Origin of the sequence: Stenotrophomonas sp. GD03654, from assembly GCF_029845105.1 — a bacterium.
Taxonomy (GTDB): Bacteria; Pseudomonadota; Gammaproteobacteria; order Xanthomonadales; family Xanthomonadaceae; genus Stenotrophomonas; species Stenotrophomonas africana.
The window spans coordinates 78,334-95,371 of record NZ_JAOCLC010000002.1 but is presented as its reverse complement, the minus strand read 5'-3'; the positions used below and the strand labels follow the sequence as shown (position 1 = coordinate 95,371).

At 66.4% G+C, this 17,038-nt stretch carries 15 protein-coding genes and 1 tRNA gene; 7 read left to right on the top strand and 9 right to left on the bottom strand.

The features are described from left to right. Positions 1-24 precede the first annotated feature (24 nt). Genes N5J73_RS01550 through N5J73_RS01540 form a run of 3 tightly spaced genes read left to right on the top strand, consistent with a single transcriptional unit; the run spans position 25 to position 2,671 of the window. The gene (locus N5J73_RS01550; RefSeq protein ID WP_049444325.1) at positions 25-852 is read left to right on the top strand and encodes an AraC family transcriptional regulator; all 828 of its coding nucleotides are present in this window, start codon (positions 25-27) and stop codon (positions 850-852) included. A 13-nt stretch (positions 853-865) separates the two neighbouring features. Further along, positions 866-1,945, top strand: coding sequence for an alpha/beta hydrolase (locus tag N5J73_RS01545; protein ID WP_049444323.1), 1,080 nt, complete (start codon positions 866-868; stop codon positions 1,943-1,945). A 54-nt stretch (positions 1,946-1,999) separates the two neighbouring features. Continuing rightward, complete coding sequence (locus tag N5J73_RS01540) at positions 2,000-2,671, top strand: VOC family protein (protein ID WP_049444321.1); 672 nt, start codon at positions 2,000-2,002, stop codon at positions 2,669-2,671. A gap of 1 nt (position 2,672) precedes the next feature. Here N5J73_RS01540 and N5J73_RS01535 read toward each other — a convergent pair whose 3' ends face one another. The 3 genes from N5J73_RS01535 to N5J73_RS01525 all read right to left on the bottom strand — a co-directional run bounded on the left by N5J73_RS01535 (position 2,673) and on the right by N5J73_RS01525 (position 6,500). Beyond that, entirely contained in the window at positions 2,673-4,076 is a 1,404-nt protein-coding gene (locus N5J73_RS01535) for a TPM domain-containing protein (RefSeq protein WP_049444319.1), read from the bottom strand. Positions 4,077-4,078: 2 nt separating this feature from the next. After that, positions 4,079-5,914 carry a M3 family metallopeptidase gene (locus tag N5J73_RS01530; RefSeq protein ID WP_049444317.1) on the bottom strand — a complete coding sequence of 612 codons (1,836 nt, stop codon included), beginning with the start codon at positions 5,912-5,914 and terminating at the stop codon, positions 4,079-4,081. 73 nt (positions 5,915-5,987) lie between these two features. Further along, on the bottom strand, positions 5,988-6,500 hold the full coding sequence (locus tag N5J73_RS01525; RefSeq protein WP_049444315.1) for a hypothetical protein: 513 nt from the start codon (positions 6,498-6,500) through the stop codon (positions 5,988-5,990). A gap of 82 nt (positions 6,501-6,582) precedes the next feature. Here N5J73_RS01525 and N5J73_RS01520 point away from each other — a divergent pair, with 82 nt between their 5' ends. Next, positions 6,583-7,209, top strand: coding sequence for a YiiX/YebB-like N1pC/P60 family cysteine hydrolase (locus N5J73_RS01520; protein ID WP_049444313.1), 627 nt, complete (start codon positions 6,583-6,585; stop codon positions 7,207-7,209). A 54-nt stretch (positions 7,210-7,263) separates the two neighbouring features. Here N5J73_RS01520 and N5J73_RS01515 read toward each other — a convergent pair whose 3' ends face one another. The 3 genes from N5J73_RS01515 to ubiA form a co-directional block, all read right to left on the bottom strand. After that, positions 7,264-7,425, bottom strand: a complete 162-nt coding sequence (locus tag N5J73_RS01515; RefSeq protein ID WP_010482135.1) for a hypothetical protein — start codon at positions 7,423-7,425, stop codon at positions 7,264-7,266. 273 nt (positions 7,426-7,698) lie between these two features. Next, entirely contained in the window at positions 7,699-9,123 is a 1,425-nt protein-coding gene (locus tag N5J73_RS01510; protein WP_170935760.1) for a TIGR00366 family protein, read from the bottom strand. Between the two features lie 188 nt (positions 9,124-9,311). Further along, the gene (gene ubiA / locus N5J73_RS01505) at positions 9,312-10,205 is read right to left on the bottom strand and encodes a 4-hydroxybenzoate octaprenyltransferase (RefSeq protein WP_049444309.1); all 894 of its coding nucleotides are present in this window, start codon (positions 10,203-10,205) and stop codon (positions 9,312-9,314) included. Between the two features lie 149 nt (positions 10,206-10,354). On the opposite strand from ubiA, the gene N5J73_RS01500 reads away from it, so the two are divergent. The 3 genes from N5J73_RS01500 (at position 10,355) to N5J73_RS01490 (ending at position 11,683) form a co-directional block, all read left to right on the top strand. After that, a tRNA-Arg gene (locus N5J73_RS01500) sits at positions 10,355-10,431 on the top strand. Between the two features lie 137 nt (positions 10,432-10,568). Next, a complete protein-coding gene (locus tag N5J73_RS01495; RefSeq protein ID WP_049444306.1) occupies positions 10,569-11,273 on the top strand; it encodes a hypothetical protein in 705 nt (234 codons plus the stop codon). After that, positions 11,270-11,683, top strand: a complete 414-nt coding sequence (locus N5J73_RS01490; protein WP_049444304.1) for a DUF5615 family PIN-like protein — start codon at positions 11,270-11,272, stop codon at positions 11,681-11,683. The genes N5J73_RS01495 and N5J73_RS01490 overlap by 4 nt, the downstream gene beginning before the upstream one ends. 66 nt (positions 11,684-11,749) lie before the next feature. Here the strand turns inward: N5J73_RS01490 and N5J73_RS01485 are convergent, their stop codons facing one another. The 3 genes from N5J73_RS01485 to N5J73_RS01475 form a co-directional block, all read right to left on the bottom strand. Next, a complete protein-coding gene (locus N5J73_RS01485) occupies positions 11,750-12,409 on the bottom strand; it encodes a DKNYY domain-containing protein (protein ID WP_199120742.1) in 660 nt (219 codons plus the stop codon). 175 nt (positions 12,410-12,584) lie between these two features. Then, positions 12,585-13,940 (bottom strand): Gfo/Idh/MocA family oxidoreductase, encoded by a 1,356-nt coding sequence (locus N5J73_RS01480; protein WP_049444379.1) that lies wholly within the window; start codon positions 13,938-13,940, stop codon positions 12,585-12,587. 65 nt (positions 13,941-14,005) lie between these two features. Continuing rightward, positions 14,006-16,981, bottom strand: coding sequence for a TonB-dependent receptor (locus N5J73_RS01475; RefSeq protein ID WP_049444302.1), 2,976 nt, complete (start codon positions 16,979-16,981; stop codon positions 14,006-14,008). Positions 16,982-17,038 lie beyond the last annotated feature (57 nt).

Here is a 17,038-nt window from a genome sequence, read left to right as displayed (position 1 = left end):
GGCATTGGATTCGGGGAAAGGCAGATGAGCGCGGCGGGCAAGGCGTTGTGGTACATCGAAACCCATGCGGACCGGCCATTGGCGCTGGCCGATATCGCCACCGCAGCGGGGCTGTCGCCGTTCCATCTGTCACGCCTGTTCCAGGCCCGCACTGGCACCTCGGTGGTGCGCTATCTGCGGGGACGGCGCCTGACCGCTGCCGCGCAGCGGTTGGCGAACGGCGCGGGCGACATCCTGCAGGTCGCGCTGGGGGCCGGCTATACCACCCATGCCGCGTTCACCCGCGCCTTCAGTGAACAGTTCGGGCAGACGCCGGAGCGCGTACGCGAACAGGGCACCGATGGGCTGGCGCTGGTACAGGCGATCCGCGTGGATGATGCGCCGGTGCCCTGCGGTGAAGCGCCGCGGCTGCTCGACACGCCCGCTTTCCAGGTGGTGGGCATCGGCATGCGGCATACCCGCGACAGTGGCGGCGCGATTCCCGGCCAATGGGCGCAGCTCAACCGCGAATGGCCGAAGCCGGCACCGATCAGCTTCGGTGTGTGCTGCAACAGCGACGACGATGGCGGCTTCGATTACATCGCCGCACTGCCGGCAAGCGTGGTGCCGAGCGTGCCTGCGCACTGGCAAAGTGTGCACATTCCGCCGCGTCGCTATCTGGTGGCCTGGCACGGCGCGCACATCTCGACCATCCGCTCGACCTGGTTCTGGCTGCTGGATCATTATCTTCCTGCTTCCAACCTCAGCCTTGCCGATGCACCGGATCTGGAACGCTACGACGCCCGATTCGATGAGCACACCGGCAACGGCGGCGTGGAGATCTGGCTGCCAGTCGACGAACGTCCCAACTGACAAGGAACTGAAGATGCGCATGATGGCCGCTGTGCTGGGAATGATCCTCATGGTCTCCACTGCCGTGGCCGATGCCAGCGAGACGCGGGCGGCCGGCGAGCGCCACGGCGCCACCACGGTGGCCAGCGCGGCTGTGCGCGATGCGCAGCACCACGACGCGCTGCGCTACACGGTCTGGTACCCAGCGCTGGCCGGCAGCCGGGAAACCGCGCTGACCATCGGCCCGCCCGACGCGCCGCTGTTCGACGTCGGACGTGCCGCGATGGAGGCTCCCGTCGCGGGTGATCGCCTGCCAACGCTGCTGCTCTCGCACGGCAACGGCGGCAGTGCGCGCATGATGGGCTGGCTGGGCACTGCGCTGGCGCGGGCCGGGTATCTGGTGATCGCGGTCGATCATCCAGGCAACAACGGCGTGGACGAGATGACCCTGCCCGGCAGCATCCTGAGCTGGTTGCGTGCGGATGACCTGTGCGCCGCGCTGGCGGCCGTGCGGGCCGATCCAGTGCTGGGCCCACATGTTGATCCTGAACGCCTGGGTGTTGCCGGGTTCTCGGCCGGCGGCTACACCGCGCTGCTCGCAGCCGGTGCACGACCGGACCTGCAGCGACTGCTGGCCTTCTGCCGCGCACACCCGGATGACGGCGTCTGCCGGCCTCAACAGGAAGCCGCAACGCACTCAATGGAAGCGCGCGTTGCCGCTGCGGCCTCTCCCGCACTGGCGCCATGGATCTCGCAGGCCAACGACGCGCGCGCGATCCCCGGCGTGCGGGCGGCATTCCTGCTGGCTCCGGCAATCATCCAGGCCTTCGCGCCCGAGCAGCTGTCCTCGTTGCGGCTGCCCGTGTCGATCGTGCTGGGTGAGGCTGACACGGTTGCGCCGCCACAGACCAATGGCGCGGCCGCCGGGGCCCTGATTCCGGGCGCGGAACTGCAGCGCTTGGCCGATGTGGGCCACTATGATTTCCTGGCCGCGTGCACCGCGACCGGGCAGCAGCGGCTGCAGGAGCTGTGCACTACGTCGGTGCCAAAGGCACAGACCCACGCGCAGGCAGTGGACGCAGCGATACGGTTCTTCGACCACTCACTGCGCTAGTGGCCACCGCGCTGCGCCCGGCGCTACAGTGGAGGTGTCCACGGAGGATCGATCATGCGCCTGCTGCACCTCACTCTGCCGGTATCCGACGTCGGTGCCGTGGCCAGCTACTTCCGCGATGTGCTGCAGCAGCGCGTGGTCGGCATCCATGTGCACATCGGCTGGAGCACGATCGAACTGCAGCCCAGTGAAGGACGTCCGGTCGGAGGCGTGCACCTGGCCTTCAACGTACCGGACAACCGCTTCGGCGAGGCAATGACCTGGTTGCGTGAACGCACGCCACTGCAGCGCAATCCGGCCGGGCTGGATTACTTCGCGCTGGAAAGCAGCTGGCAGTCGCAGTCGGTGTACTTTACCGGCCCCGATGGCTTGATCCTGGAACTGATCGGGCGCCGCCGCTTGCCCGACAGTACGCATCAGGGCGCCTTCCACGGCGGCGAACTGACCTGCCTGAGCGAGGTCGGCCTGCCCAGCCACGATGTCGACGCTGTGCGCGAACAGTCCAGCCTGCGGTTCGGCCTGCAACCGATCAGCCTGCCTTCGCCGCAGTTCGCGCCGATGGGCGACGACGAGGGCCTGCTGATCGTGGTCGCTGCGGACCGGCGCTGGTTCCCCGAGCAGAAGGACCTGCCCAATGCACAGGGCCTGTTGCTGCAGGTCGGCGACGTGGCCGGCCCGGGCGTTGTGGAGGACGCTGCACTCGGCTGGCGGGTACAGGCGATCTGAGCTACCAGCTGCCGGACGCGCCGCCTCCGCCGCTGCGGCCACCGCCTCCGGACCAGCTGCCGGAGCTGCTCGACGACGAACTGCTGGATGACGAACTGGACGCGCTGCGTTCGCGGCGTGACGAAACCCGGCCACGTGCGCGCTCGCCCGGCAACATGGTGAACAACCCTACGAAGTACAGCAGCACGCCACACACACCTGACACGATCATCGCCAGCAGCCGTGGATCGTCACCTTCGGCACGATGGATCGCCAGCAACGCGCCCCCGACATAACCGAGGGTCAACAGCACCAGCACCGTCATGCGCACGACGAAGCTGCTGCGGTTCTTCTTCCAGCGTGCGCGACAGGCCTGCACCAGCAGGAACACCATCAGGGTGACAACACCCGCGGCGGCCTGCAGCAGCAGGTGCCGGGCCAGGCTCGGTGGCAGCTGGCCACGAAGCAGCGCCTGTACCAGCAAGACCATGCTGAGTACCAGCATGCCGCACAGGACGATGCGCACCCCGCGGCTGCGACGCCAGCACCAGCCGAGCAGGGCCGCCACCGGCACGCCCAGCGCCATCACGAAGCACAGGCCCGCCAGCAGGTGGCGTGGCAACAGCAACGCCACGGACAGCACCCCTGCGGCAACCACCGCTGTCAGCAGCATCGGACGCCCCCAGGCCGGCAAGGTCGGCCAGCTCGGCCTCGGTGCCGACGCATTGGCGGCCAGTGCCTTGCGCCGCCGCTCCCGACGGCTTCCGCTGAAATCGTCCTCGGTCTTCGCTGGCGGGAGGGGCGGCGGCGAGCGCCACAGCCCGGCCAGGAAGCCGGCCAGCAGGGTCAACGCCACCACCGAGTCTGCGCGGCGCCAGTCCGCAGGCAGCACATTGCTGGCCGGCGGCGCTTCCCATGCAGGCAGGTCCTCGCCTTCGATCAGCGCCACCATGATCGTCGTGCCATCAAGCACGCCCTGATCGAAATCGCCCTCACGGAAGCGCGGTACGATCGCGTTGTCGATGATGCGAGCGGCGTACGCGTCCGGCAGCGCACCTTCCAGGCCATAGCCGGTCTGGATGCGTACGCGGCGGTCCTGTACCGCCACCAGCAACAACACACCGTCGTCGACACCGGCGCGACCCAGCTGCCACTGATCGAACACCCGCTGTGCGTAGGCCTCGATGCCCTCGTTGCCTACGCTGGGTACCACCAGCACCTGCAGCTGCGCACCTTTCTGCACCTGCAGCTGCAGTGCCTGCCTGCGCAGGGTGGCGCGGGTTTCAGCGGACAGCGCGTTGGCAGTGTCCACCACGGGATCGTCCAGCGCGGGGACCGGGATTGCCGCCAGTGCCGCCATCGGCAGCAGGCACAGCAGCAACAACAGCCACGTCCTGGCTGCGGTCTGCTGTCCTGCGCGCAGCATGCTCACGTACCCTGCCCTGCCTCGATCCGCGCATGCAGCGCTTGAAGCTGTGCCGCCGTCTGGTTGAACACCTGCAGGTCGGCATCCACCAGCGCCGCCCAGTCGGGCGCGTGCCCCAGCAGTTGCGCCACCTGCGCGTTCGGTGCGCGATCAAAGCCCTCGCCAAGCACGGCAAGATAGCGCTCACGGAAGCCTTCGGGGTCACGCTGGTCCTGCACGTACAGCTGCACGGCCAGCAGCCCTGCGTACAGGTAGTTCACCAGATAGTTCGGGTCTTCATACATCAGGCGCTTGCCGATCCAGGTGTTGCGCAGCTGAGGGTAGCGCTCAGGTTGCTGGCCGAAGCGCGCCAGCACCTGCCCGGTCAGCGCGTCCAGGTCGTCGGCGGTGCCCAGCGTGCCGGCGGCAACACCCTGGTAGATCGACTGCTCCAGCTGCGCTTCCTCGGAAGAGGTGAACAGCTGCAGCACCATGTCGTCCAGCAGCGACTTCAGGTAATAGGCCTTGGCCCGCGGGTCCTGTGCCTGCTGGTACAGCTGGTCGCGGAAGCGCAGCTCGTTGTAGATCGCGAACGCTTCGGTCAGCCACGGGCTGCCATTGCGCTGCAGCGGCGACGCATGACCGCGCTGCATCCACTCGCCATGCATGGCATGGCCAGCTTCATGCGCAATTTCCACATCGCTGTCCAGATCGCCACGGCGCACGCCAACAAACAGCATTGCCGGCACACCGGGAGCGCTCACCGGGAACGCGTCCTGGCTGCGGTCACCGCGTTCGGTGGCCAGATCCATACGCTGGTTGGCCGGATCGAGCAGTGCGCGCAGTTCGGCGACGTACGCCGGCCCCAGGTGCTGCATGGCATCGGCGGCGTTGTCGCGCAGCTGCGCCAGCGTCAGCACCGGGGGCGTGTAGCCGGCATCGGGCACCGTGGTATCCCAGATCTGCGGCGCAGCGATGCCCGATCGCGCAGCGTGGTGCAGCAGCATCTCCTGGTAGGCGCGGCGGTCACCCGCGTGCTGTTCGATGGCCACCAGCGTTGCATCCACTACGGCGGTATCCAGGCCCATGCGCTGGTAGCCGTGCGCCGGTGCCGAGCCATCGCCCTGCAGACGTGCGGCAGCATCATTCACCTGCACCAGCCCCAGCAGCACCGAAGCCATCGGCTCACGGCGCGAGTGCAGCCCCTGCCAATAGCCCTTCCAGCCGGCCTCGCGCAGCGCGCGGTCGGGCTGCTGGGCCAGCGCCTGCTTGTCGCGCCCCGTGTCCCAGTGCCGGCCGCCGTGCTCGATCTGCGGGTACTCGGCACTGCGCAGGATCTGCCCGCGCAGGCGCGCGAAGCTGTCGAGCGCCGGATCGGCCAGTGCCTCCACGGCCTCATCCAGCGCGGCGTTGGCCGGGGTGGCGGACTCCTTCAACGCGCGTGCGCGCAGGAAGGCATAGGGCGCTGCCCACGGCGCATCTGCGGGCGCCTCGCGCAGAGCGGCGCGGCCGCTGCGGGCAATGCGGCTGCACAGCCCCGTCACCTGATCCAGCGCCTGCGCCGGACGCTGATCACGCGCAGTGCGGGCGGCCTGCAGGTGCAGGTAGCCGTGATGGCGCAGGCACTGCGCCTCCAGTATCTCGGCCTGCCGGAAGCGTTCCGCGGGTGCAAGGGTGGACGCCTGCTGCAGGGCCTCGACGCGCTTGCCCAGCGCGTCACGCGCGGCCTGTTCGGCGGTGGCATTGGCGAAGTAGGCGCGATCATCGGCATGCGCCGGCTGTGCCTGGGCGCCGCTGAAGTGGGCTATCGCCAATACGGCGGCGACGGCGGTGGTGGCGTGCTTCCTGAAAGCCTGCATCGGCGTCTCCCTGCCTGGACCAGGGATCGAGACTAGCAGTCACTGGCCCGCCGCGCCTGTGCCGGATCAGGCTTCAGATCGACTCGTCCTCACGCTTGACCAGCGTCCAGCACGGCGTCTGAGCAAAGGTGTAGGTCTGCTGGTCGCTGCTGTCCGGCGTACGGATCTGCACCTGCCGCTGCCCGTCGGCCAGGAGGCTGACCTGCATTTCGCGGCCCTGCCCGGACAACGCGGCAGGATCGGGCATCACCGGCCACTCCACATCGGCCAGCGCCAACCGGCTTTCCACCTTGCGCGGTTCCGGCTCGGCCTCTGCATCGATGTAACTGTCCAGCAGCGGATCGGCCGTGGCCTTTTCCTGCAGCGTGATCTCGTTGCCGAAATGCTTCAGGAACGTATCGAATTCCGGGTAGGGGCATTCACTGGCCGCAGCCACAGGTGTGGGCTCGGTGGCGCTGGTCGCCGGCGCCGCTGCGGCAGTCACGGCTTCGGCCGCTGTCTGTGGTGGCTGCGGCGCCGGCGTGCAGGCAACCAGCACCGCGCCGCAGGCAAGCACCAGCAGTGCAGGAGAAGGGTATCGACGCATGGGCTCATCCTGAATCCGGTCCGGTCGCTCCATGCTACCGCGCACCCTACAATTCCGGCATTCCGCCTGTCCGAGAGTCCTCATGCATCGCCTCCTGCTCCTGATCGGCCTGCTGCTGCCCGCCCTGTGGCCGGCCGTGGCGTTGGCCGTCGATGTCCACGAAGGCGACCTGCTGTTCGTCACTGCCGGCCGCAGCGGCCTGAGCGCGGCCATCGACGATGCCACCGGCACGCAGGGCGCACCCAGCTTCGATCACGTCGCCCTGGTCGCCTCGGCGCCGAAGGGCTGGGAGGTGCTGCACGCCGACGAGAAGGGATCACGCCGGCAATCGCTGACCGAGTTCCAGCAGGACGCCCAAGCCAAGCAGCGGCAGATCGTGGTCTATCGCCTGCGCGCGCCGCAGCAGGCGGCCATCAAGGATGCGGTCGCCACCGCGCGCACGATGCTGGGCAAGCCCTACAACACGTCGTATGTGTTGAACGAGGACAGCTATTACTGCTCGGACTTCATCGAGCGTGCGTTCCGTGCGCACCGCGTGTTCGCATTGCAGCCGATGAACTTCCGCAACCCGCAGACCGGGCAGATCGCCCAGCACTGGGTCGATCTTTACCGCGGCATGGGCATGGACGTGCCGCAGGATCAGCCGGGCACCAATCCGAACGACATGTCGGCGGCGCCGGTGCTGCAGCGTATCGGCGTGCTGGAATAAGCAAAGCCCCGCACGGGGCGGGGCTTCGCCGGTCACGTTGCACGCGCAACGCGATCATTCTTCTTCGTCGTGGCCGCCCTGCTGCTGGTTCTGGTTGCGCTTCTGCTGTTCCTGCTGCTGTTGCTGCTGCTGGTCGCGGCCACGGCCCTGCTGCTGATCCTGCTGGTTCTGCTGGCCCTGCTGCTTCTGGTTCGGGTTCTGGTTCTGCTGTGCCATGTCCGATCTCCAAAGCCACTCGCGGAATGCGGTGGACGTGGCCATCGTCTGCAGCGAATGGTTAATCACGCGTGGGTGGGCGGCTACATCTGTGTGTACGCCTGTGAATGAACGCGCAGAAGCCCTTGTGGCACAAGCGGCTGAAGGATTCATGCGGGTTCGGCATGTGCTCATGCCGTCATCGGCGTTGCACGCATTCATGGCGTTCGCAGCCGGAAACACGCGCTGAACGAGGCTGGCTTCCCGGCTCACGCAGGGAAGCCAACGCTGCATTCAGGGCATCACCGGCGGCACGTACGCCAGGGTCATCCCCAGCAGCCACAACAGACCCAGCACCAGCGGAATGTGCACCAGCAGCTGGATGAAGGTGAAGCCGACGATGTCGCGTGCCTTCAGCCCCAGCACGCCCAGCAGCGGCAGCATCCAGAACGGATTGATCAGGTTCGGCAGCGCTTCGGCGGCGTTGTAGACCTGCACCGCCCAGCCAAGGTGCGCCTTCAGTTCGTTGGCGGCCTGCATCACGTACGGCGCCTCGATGATCCACTTGCCACCACCGGAGGGCACGAAGAAGCCCAGCACGGCCGAATAGACACCCATCACCAGCGCGAAGGTATCGGTGCTGGCCACGTGCACGAACAGGCTCGACAGCCGGTGCGCCAGCGTCTGCCCATCGCCGCCAGCGGCGTGGGTGAGGATCATCGCGATGCCGCCGTACAGCGGGAACTGGATCAGCACGCCGGTGGTGCTGGGCACCGCCTTGGCCACCGCGTTGAGGAAGCTGCGCGGTCGCCAGTGCAGCAGCAGGCCCAGCGAAATGAACAGGAAGTTGTAGGTGTTGAGGTTGGCGATGGCGGTGACCACCGGCTTGTTGGCGAACTCGTTGAACAGCCAGCCGAACGCCAGCAGCGAGAGCAGCACGGTCAGCAGCGGGCTGTATTCCAGCCACTCGCCCGGGCGCGTGCGCTGCTGCAGTGGCTCCGGTTCGGCCTGCGCGGCACCGGGGAAGTCTTCAGCGGTGCGAGCGCTGCCGGCGGCCGGTGCGGTCAACCAGGCGATCAGCAGCGAGACGAGGATCAGCACCGCAGTCAGCGCGATCGACTGCCACAGGAAAATGGTTTCGGTGAACGGCAGCACGCCAGTGATTTCGACCAGCCCTGGCGGCATGCTGGCCGGGTTGGCCTGCAGCTGCGCGGCCGACGAGCTCAGGCCCATCGCCCACACCGCGCCCAGCCCTAGGTAGGCCGAAGCACCGGCCGCGCGGTAGTCCATGCGCAGCTCGGTGCGGCGTGCCAGCGCACGCACCAGCAGGCCGCCGAACACCAGCGAGAACCCCCAGCTGAGCAGCGAGGCCAGCATGCTGACCAGGCCCACGTACACCACTGCACCGCGGCCGGTGCGCGGCACGCGGGCGAGGAAATCGATGAAGCGAGCGACCACCGGCGCGGTCGCCACGGCGTAGCCGCCGATGACCACGAAGGCCATCTGCATGGTGAAGGGAATCAGGCTCCAGAAGCCGTCGCCGAAGGCGCTGGCGGTGGCCTGCGGGGTCGAGCCGAAGCCCATCGCCGCCAGCGCGACGATGACCACGCCCAGCACCGCGAACACGTACGCATCGGGGAACCACTTTTCCGCCCAGGCGGCCGAGCGCAACGCTGCGCGCGCCATCCAGCCGTCCTGTACTGCTGCCGTCGAGGCCATCGCCTACCCTCCCAGGTTCGATGGATCGATTCTGGGCGGTGGGGTGCAGGCTGTCAGCCACCTATTGGTCGTAGGCGGCGGAAGGCCCGGCGCTGTGCGCCGCCGCCCGAGCATGGGCTCGGGCGCTACGGATATCCGGTTTCGGGGGGGGCCACCTGTAGAGCCGAGCCCACGCTCGGCTGCGCGTCTCAACGCAGCGCCAGGTCCACGGCGATGCCGGCAAACAGCGCGGCGCCCACCCAGTTGTTGTGCAGGAACGCCTTGAAGCACGGGCCGCGCTCGCGGTTGCGGCAGATCCAGAACTCGTACACCACCAGCGCGGTGGCCACGGCCACGCCCACCAGGTAATAGCCACCCAGCCCACCACGCACGCCGACCAGCGCCATGGTGGCCAGGAACAGCGCGTACAGCACGCCCTGGATGACCAGGTCGAGATCGCCGAACAGGATCGCGGTGGAATGCGAGCCCATCTTCAGATCGTCCTCGCGGTCGACCATGGCGTACCAGGTGTCGTAGGCGGTGGACCACAGGATGTTGCCGGCATACAGCAGCCAACCCAGCATCGGCACCTCGCCCTGCACGGCGGCGAACGCCATCGGGATGCCCCAGCCGAACGACATGCCCAGGTAGACCTGTGGCAGATGGGTGTAGCGCTTCAGGTACGGGTAGCTGGCGGCCAGGAACACGCCGATGAAACTCAGGCCGATGGTCAGCCCGTTCAGGGTCAGCACCAGGCCGAACGCCACCAGCATCAGCAGCGCGAACAGAGCGAGCGCGGCGCGGCCACTGATTGCGCCGGTCGCAAGCGGGCGGGACTTGGTGCGCTCCACGTGCGGGTCGAGCCAGCGATCGGCGTAGTCGTTGATGACGCAACCGGCCGAGCGGGTCAGCCACACGCCTGCGGTGAACACGAACAGCGTCCACAGCGGCGGCAGGCCGCCTGCGGCCAGCCACAACGCCCACCAGGTGGGCCACAGCAGCAGCAGCGTGCCGATCGGGCGATCAGCGCGCATCAGACTCCAGTAATGCCGCCAACGCGGCGTCGCCGGCGACTGCGGCGAAATGAGGGGGGTATCAGCCATGGCGATAGGATACTCCTGCGCCTCCGGCAGGGCTTTGCCCGTGGGGGGAGATTTGTTCGGCGAAACTGGATAGAATGCCCGTCCCGCACCGCCTCATGGCGCTGCGATGCCCGCCCCGGCACTGGCCGACGGCGCGGCGGTTCTACAACGCGCCCGTAGCTCAGCCGGATAGAGTAGTGGCTTCCGAAGCCATTGGTCGGGGGTTCGAATCCCTCCGGGCGCGCCATCTTCTTGTCGGTTTCGGCCTGCCAATCACCGGGCAGATTCGCCCGTGCGTGTCCCCGTTCTCAGCTTATGAGTCCCGCAGGGCGCAGAATGTGGCTCTGTACTCCAGCTCCATTCGGATTGAGTAGACTCCCTGCCATGGGTATCGCCTTGCCAGCACAGGACAGCCTCGGCGTCGGTCTCTATTCCTACGCCGATGCCGCGCGCTTCATTGGCGGTAGCTCGTCGGAATTGCGCCGTTGGCTGAAGGGCTACCAGGGCCGGAAGCATGGGCATCCGGAAGCCCACCCTCCCCTGTGGAAGTCGCAATGGGCCGATTCAGAGATCGACGGCATTGGCTTTCGCGATCTGATCGAGCTCCGCTTCGTCCGCACATTCGTCGCATGTGGCGTGCCACTCAACCTGGTGCGGCGAACCATTGCCGAGCTGAACGAGCGGCTCGGCAAGGAATATCCCTTCACAAGCACCAGCTTCAAGACCGATGGGCGCCGCATTTTCATGGAGCTCGTGGGCGACAGCGGCGATGCTGCACTGGTGGATGTGGTGAAGCGCCAGGACGTGATGCGCAAGGTCATCGCACCTTCACTGCGTGACGGCATCGAACTGGGCATCGATGATCGTGCCGAACGATGGTTCCCACTGAGGGGCTCCCGCGCGGTGGTATTTGATCCACAGCGCAGTTTTGGTCAGCCCATCCTTTACGAATCGGGCGTTCCTACCATCGCCATTGTCGAGGCGCTGCGTGCCGAAGGTGGCGACGAGCGTCGCGTGGCCAGGCTATATGACCTGCCTCTGACTGCGGTGAAGAAGGCACTGCAGTTCGAGAATCGAGCCGCGCCTTGAAGGCACAGATCGATGAGAATCTTCCGCCCGCGCTGGCCCGGGCCATCGACGCCATTGCAGGAACGGACGAACACGAAGTCTTCCACGTAAGGGAGTTCGTGAAGCCCGGCACTACTGACTTGGAGCTCTTCGACGTGGCCACCCAGCGTGGCATCCGCGTACACGTTACCCAGGATCATCATCATCGCAAGCCCGCAGAGCGCGAGGCGATCGCACGCCTCGGCCTGACCGTATTCGTTCTGGCCAAGGGCTGGAGCACGTTCAACCACTACGACCGCGCAGCGCGGCTTCTGGAGTGGTGGCCCAAGATGATGCAGCAGGCCGAACTCGTGCAACCTGGTGCAATGTTCCGCGTACCGCATGCCAGGGCGTCCGGGGGACGGCTGACGCAGATCAAGGTGTCGCGGTAACCGCGTCGCGCGTCAACCCTCATCATGCGTGAAACCATGCTGTGCACGCAGCATCGGGTCGGTCGATCATGAACATATGGAACAGGTGTTTGTGGTCCCGCGACCAGCTCCCCTGCAACAGGCGCCACGACGCCACGACGCCACATCCACGCGCGGCAGCTTCCGTTCCAAGTAGTAGACACGGCCGCCATCGCCCGAGAAGCGTCCGCCCAGCAACCGCCAGCGCGCGTGATCCACGCCGGGCAGAGGCTTCCCGTCGCAGTAGACGCTGCTGTCGTCAACGGCGTACAGGGGGTCCTGTGGCATCCCTTGCAGCAGCTCGCCACGCTGGCAGTGCTTCATCCGCCGGCCGCAGTACCAGCCGCCATGGTCGTCGGCCCCGTAGCCGCCGCCGAGATCGCGAAACGTCGTGCAATCTGCCTCGGCCATCGCCCTCAGCGAGGTCTCGTGCTCGAAGTAGACGGCGTGGTTGTCCAGCCAGTACGCGCCACATTGACGAAAGCTGTCCTGGTCGATGGAGGTCTGCCGGGTCCAAGCATGATAGACCGCGTGCGCATCGCGACCGATGAAGTAGTGCGCCGGAATGAACTCGAAGCTCGCTGCGTCGGCCTTGCGCAGCAACCGACCCTGGTGGAAGACCTGGCCTTCTTGGATTCGCCAGAATTCGATGCCGTAGGGGCCGACGAATCGCTGGTCAGGAAGTTCGCTGACCTTCTGCCATGGCATGTTATGGGGCTCCGCCAACGGTGGGGCCGCTAGTTTAATGCGACCGGCGGGAAAGACAGCCGAGCGTGGGCTCGGCTCTACGGGTGCCAACGCACCGATGCAGACAGCAACGCCGGGCAGTGCCCGGCGTTGTGTTCAAAACAGTCCAGCATGACTCGACTCTACAGAGAGCGGATCAATACCTGCCGTCGAACGCAAAAATCGGCTTACGCTGCTTCCACGCACCGGCGGTGAAGTCCGGGAACTCCAGCGTCTGGAAACTGTTGGCGATCGACTGCTCGCTCAACGGGGTAATCGCGCTCCACGTCACTGCGTCGTAGATGTCGATCGGCATCGGCGCCTTGGCCTTCAGCGCTTCCACGAACGCATGGATCACGAACCAGTCCATGCCGCCGTGGCCGGCGCTGGCGGCGGTGTCGGCATTCTGCTTCCACAGCGGGTGCTCGTACTCGTCCTGGTACTTCTTGAACTCCTCCCACTGGTGCGGCGGGCTGCGGCCTTCGATGTGGATCGAATGGTTCACGTCCATCCACAGGCCCTTGGTGCCCTGCACGCGGAAGCCCATCGAGTACGGGCGAGGCAGCGAGGTGTCGTGCTGCAGCAGGATGGTCTCGCCGTTCTCGCAGGCCAGCGTGGTGGTCACGATGTCACCCAGCTTGAACTTCACCTTGGTGCTGGGGTGGGTGGTGCCGCCACTCTTGGCCACGGTGTATTCGTGCAGGCCACGCGCCTTGGTCGCGAAGGCATTGATGTGGGTGAAGCGGTTGCCACGGTTGATGCCGGTGTACATCGCGCACGGGCCGATGCCGTGGCTGGGATACAGCTCGCCGTTGCGCTCCACCGAATGCTCGGTGCGCCAACGTGCTTCGCTCCAGCCCTTGGGGCCGAATTCCACGCCGCTGTCGTAGGGCTGGTTGGGGTCGCCGGAATTGAACTTCACGCCGCGCAGGTCGTGCTGGTAGCCGGCCTGCAGGTGCACCAGCTCGCCGAACAGGCCCTGGCGCACCATCTGCAGCGCGGCCATCACGTCGCGGCGGTAACAGACGTTCTCCAGCAGCATGTACGGGGTGCCCGTGCTCAGCTGGGTCTTCAGCACGTCCCAGTGGTCCTGCAGGGTGATGCCAGCCACCACTTCGCAGCCTACGGCCACGCCGGCCTGCATCGCCGCAATCGCCATCGGCGCGTGGTACTCCCACGGCGTGGCGATGATCACGCCATCAATGCCCTTCTGTTCCAGCAGGCGTTTCCAGGCGTTGGTGTCACGGTCCTGGCCGTAGGTCTTCGGTGCCGGCTTGCCGGCCTTGGCCACCATGTCCATGGCACGGCCGAGCATGATCGGTTCGATGTCGCACAGCGCGACCACCTCGACATCGTCGCGACGTACCAGCTCCTTCAGCAGCACCAGGCCGCGCATGCCAGTGCCGATCATGGCCAGACGCACCTTGCGCCCGCGTGCCCAGGCCGGGGTCTGCGGCAACAGGCTGCTGGCGGCGACAGCGGCACTGGCCGCGATGAATTCCCTACGCTTCATGGCAAACATCTCTCCTCTTGGCAGCGAGCCGGCCGTAGCCGGCCCGCCGGGTCACGCAAACGGAATTACTTGAAACGGTAGCCGATGGTCACACTGTAACCACGGCCGAAGATGGTTGCGTAGTCACTGGAGTCACCCAGGAAGCTGTTCGGATCGTAGAACGGCAGGCGGTTGAACAGGTTCTTGACGGTGAAGCTCAGGTTCCACGCATCATCCGGGCGCCAGGTGACGCTCATGTTGGCGGTCCACCACGACGGCGCGCCATCGCACTTGCTCTTCTGCAGGGCCAGGTAGCCGCCGGTGCAGGTTTCCTTGTTGTTGCTCTCTTCGTCGATCTGGTCGGTTGCCCACTTGGTGCCACCGACATAATTGACGAACATGCTGGTGGTGACCTGCTTGTAGGTCCAGTCGGCATTGAGCGTGGCACGCAGGCGCGGGTTGTTGTAGTAGCCCACCACGTCGCCGTAGTACCAGCCATTCTCCGCATCCATGTAGAAACGGTTGCGGTTGGCGATGGTGGCGGCCAGGCCGATGTTCAGGTTGCCCCAGTCGCCCAGCGAGAAGCGGCTGCGCGCATCGATGTCGAAGCCGTCGATCAGGGTCTTGCCACGGTTCTTGTACTGGCCGACCACGCTGGCCACGTTGCCGGCGGAGTAGCCCGGCAGCACCGACGGGCAGCTCACGCCGCTGGCCGGATCGGCGCACATTGCCGCCAGCTGTGCCAGGTTCGCACGGTCACTGTCGGTAATCGGCGAACGCGACGAGGAGATGATGTCTTCCATGCGGCGGTAGTCCGGCGCGACGATTTCATTGTCGCGGTAGATGAACCAGTAGTCGGCCGACACCGACAGCCAGGTTGCCGGCTCGTAGACGAAGCCGAGGGTGGCGATCTTGGCCTTTTCCGGCTTCAGGTCCTTGTTCGGCTGGGTCATGCGGGCCACGGTGCGGCTGCAATCCACGTTCAGCAGGGTCTTGCCCAGATCGACATCGCCCGGCCGCTGCGACTTCAGCAGCAGGTTGGCGATGGCATTGGTCTCGCCGCAGCGCAGTTCGTCACGGAAGCCACCGAGCTGCGCGAACACGCCGCCGTTGCCGGACTCGGCCAGGCTCGGAGCACGGAAGCCGGTGGAATAGGTACCGCGCAGCATCAGCTGGTCGAACGCCTGGTACTTGAAGCCGATCTTCGGCGCGACGTTGGCACTGAAGTTCGGGTACTTGTCCACGCGCACTGCGGCATCCAGCTCCAGCTTGTCGGTGATCGGCGCCACGGTCTCGGCGAACAGCGCGTAGGTGTTGCGCTTGCCGTCGAACCAGGAACCACCCTGCTGGGTGATCAGGCCGTTGGCTGCATCGGCGTTGCCCGGGGTGTAGAAGGTTTCGCGGCTGGCGTTGAAGCCGAACGCGGCGCGCATCTCGCCGGCCGGCAGCTGGAACAGCGGGCCTTCGATCTTGCCATCCAGGGTATGCAGGCGGGTCCACGACTGGATGTCGAAGGTTGGGAACGCTTCACGGATCAGCGCGGCGTTGGCTTCGCTGATCTCGCCGAACTTGTACGCCGGATGATCGGAGATGATCACGCGGCCGGTGGTCGGATCGACCGAGTACGGTCCGAACGCCTTCTCGAAGCCCTTGATGTTGACGTTGATCGTCTGGTACGTGGTGGAGTGGGTGCCGGCACTGGCGAAGGCAGTCTCCCAGTTCCAGTCACCCCGGTTGCCACGCGCACCGGCCAGCACGCGGTAGCTCTTGTCGGTGTTGCGCTGGCCGAAATAGTTCGGGCCGGCATCCTGCAGCAGGTAGTTCAGGCCGACCACACCGCCCATCATCGCCTTCATCTGCGGGCTGGCGTGGTTGTACTCGTTGTTCGGGCCCAGGAACGGGTACAGGAACTGGTTGACGGTGTTGCCGGTGTTGCGCGAGAACCAGCTGGTCGGGTTGCCGGTAGTGGTGCCGTAGGTGCGCGGCGTGCCGCCGTTGGCGCGCAGGTCGATGTCGGTGTAGGTCGCCTCGGCGAAGATCTCGGTGCTGTCGCCCACCAGGAACGTGCCGTTGAGGTAGGCAGTGTTGCGCTCGGACTTGGCGCCGGCATCGATCTCGTTGTTCATCCAGGTTTCCCAGACGCAACGCGGACCAGCCGCTTCACTGGTCAGCACGTTCTTGCAGCCCGGCGCAGCTTCCTGCACGCGGCGGCCGGTGACCGGATCGAACGCGAAGTAGCTGCCCGGGTTGAACTCGCCCGGCTTGCTGCCCACGCCCAGGCGCAGGTTGTTGAGATAATTCGGGTTGTTGACGTAGTACTGGTCGGGCCGCTTGTCGTAGAAATCGCTCAGCGGGATCGCGTCGCGGCGGTACATGTTCACCGCGCCGTAGATGTTGAAACGGTTCTCGGCCAGGTCACCGAAGCCGGCGGTGATGCTGGCCTGGCGCTCGCCGTAGGAGTCGATGCGCGAGGAGGTGTCGTTGGTGAAGCTGATCTCGGCGCCCTGGAAGTTGCGCTTGGTGATCACGTTGATCACGCCGGCCACCGCGTCGGTGCCATACACCGCCGAAGCGCCGTCGGTCAGCACTTCCATGCGCTCGATGGCCGCGGCCGGGATCGCATCGATGTTGACGAACTGGGTCTGGAAGCCGGCCGGTGCACCGTAGTAAGACAGGCGACGACCGTTCAGCAGCACCAGCGTGCCCTGGGCACCGAGGCCACGCAGGTTGGCCTGCGAGGCACCATCGGAGCCGGTGAACAGCGAACGCGCGTCCTGCTGCGCCGGGCGCGCGGCCGGCAGGTTGTCCAGCACCTGCAGCAGCGTGCGTGCACCCATGTTCTGGATGTCCTGCTTGCTGATCACCTGCACCGGCGAGGCGGTTTCAACGTCGGTGCGGCGGATGTTGGAGCCGGTGACCTCGATGCGGGCCAGGTCGGTGGCCTTGTCCTTGCTCTCCTGGGCGAAGGCAGGAACGGCGACCGACAGCAGCACGCCGGCGATGGCCAGCGACAGCGGAGCGATCGAACGACAGGGGGGGCGGTGGTGGCGTGCGGGCAACATCGGGGTTCTCTCCTGGCAGGGGTGCGGCGCAAAAAGTGAGCGCGTGGGCGTTCGGCG

What these genes read in the sequence shown, in the direction of transcription:
- N5J73_RS01485 (WP_199120742.1), bottom strand. Translation starts at nt 12,409, where the DNA reads ATGCCATGGCAGAAGGTCAGCGAACTTCCTGACCAGCGATTCGTCGGC.
- N5J73_RS01540 (WP_049444321.1), top strand. Translation starts at nt 2,000, where the DNA reads ATGCGCCTGCTGCACCTCACTCTGCCGGTATCCGACGTCGGTGCCGTG.
- N5J73_RS01530 (WP_049444317.1), bottom strand. Translation starts at nt 5,914, where the DNA reads ATGCAGGCTTTCAGGAAGCACGCCACCACCGCCGTCGCCGCCGTATTG.
- N5J73_RS01550 (WP_049444325.1), top strand. Translation starts at nt 25, where the DNA reads ATGAGCGCGGCGGGCAAGGCGTTGTGGTACATCGAAACCCATGCGGAC.
- N5J73_RS01510 (WP_170935760.1), bottom strand. Translation starts at nt 9,123, where the DNA reads ATGGCCTCGACGGCAGCAGTACAGGACGGCTGGATGGCGCGCGCAGCG.
- N5J73_RS01545 (WP_049444323.1), top strand. Translation starts at nt 866, where the DNA reads ATGCGCATGATGGCCGCTGTGCTGGGAATGATCCTCATGGTCTCCACT.
- N5J73_RS01525 (WP_049444315.1), bottom strand. Translation starts at nt 6,500, where the DNA reads ATGCGTCGATACCCTTCTCCTGCACTGCTGGTGCTTGCCTGCGGCGCG.
- N5J73_RS01535 (WP_049444319.1), bottom strand. Translation starts at nt 4,076, where the DNA reads ATGCTGCGCGCAGGACAGCAGACCGCAGCCAGGACGTGGCTGTTGTTG.
- ubiA (WP_049444309.1), bottom strand. Translation starts at nt 10,205, where the DNA reads ATGGCTGATACCCCCCTCATTTCGCCGCAGTCGCCGGCGACGCCGCGT.
- N5J73_RS01520 (WP_049444313.1), top strand. Translation starts at nt 6,583, where the DNA reads ATGCATCGCCTCCTGCTCCTGATCGGCCTGCTGCTGCCCGCCCTGTGG.
- N5J73_RS01475 (WP_049444302.1), bottom strand. Translation starts at nt 16,981, where the DNA reads ATGTTGCCCGCACGCCACCACCGCCCCCCCTGTCGTTCGATCGCTCCG.
- N5J73_RS01480 (WP_049444379.1), bottom strand. Translation starts at nt 13,940, where the DNA reads ATGAAGCGTAGGGAATTCATCGCGGCCAGTGCCGCTGTCGCCGCCAGC.
- N5J73_RS01495 (WP_049444306.1), top strand. Translation starts at nt 10,569, where the DNA reads ATGGGTATCGCCTTGCCAGCACAGGACAGCCTCGGCGTCGGTCTCTAT.
- N5J73_RS01515 (WP_010482135.1), bottom strand. Translation starts at nt 7,425, where the DNA reads ATGGCACAGCAGAACCAGAACCCGAACCAGAAGCAGCAGGGCCAGCAG.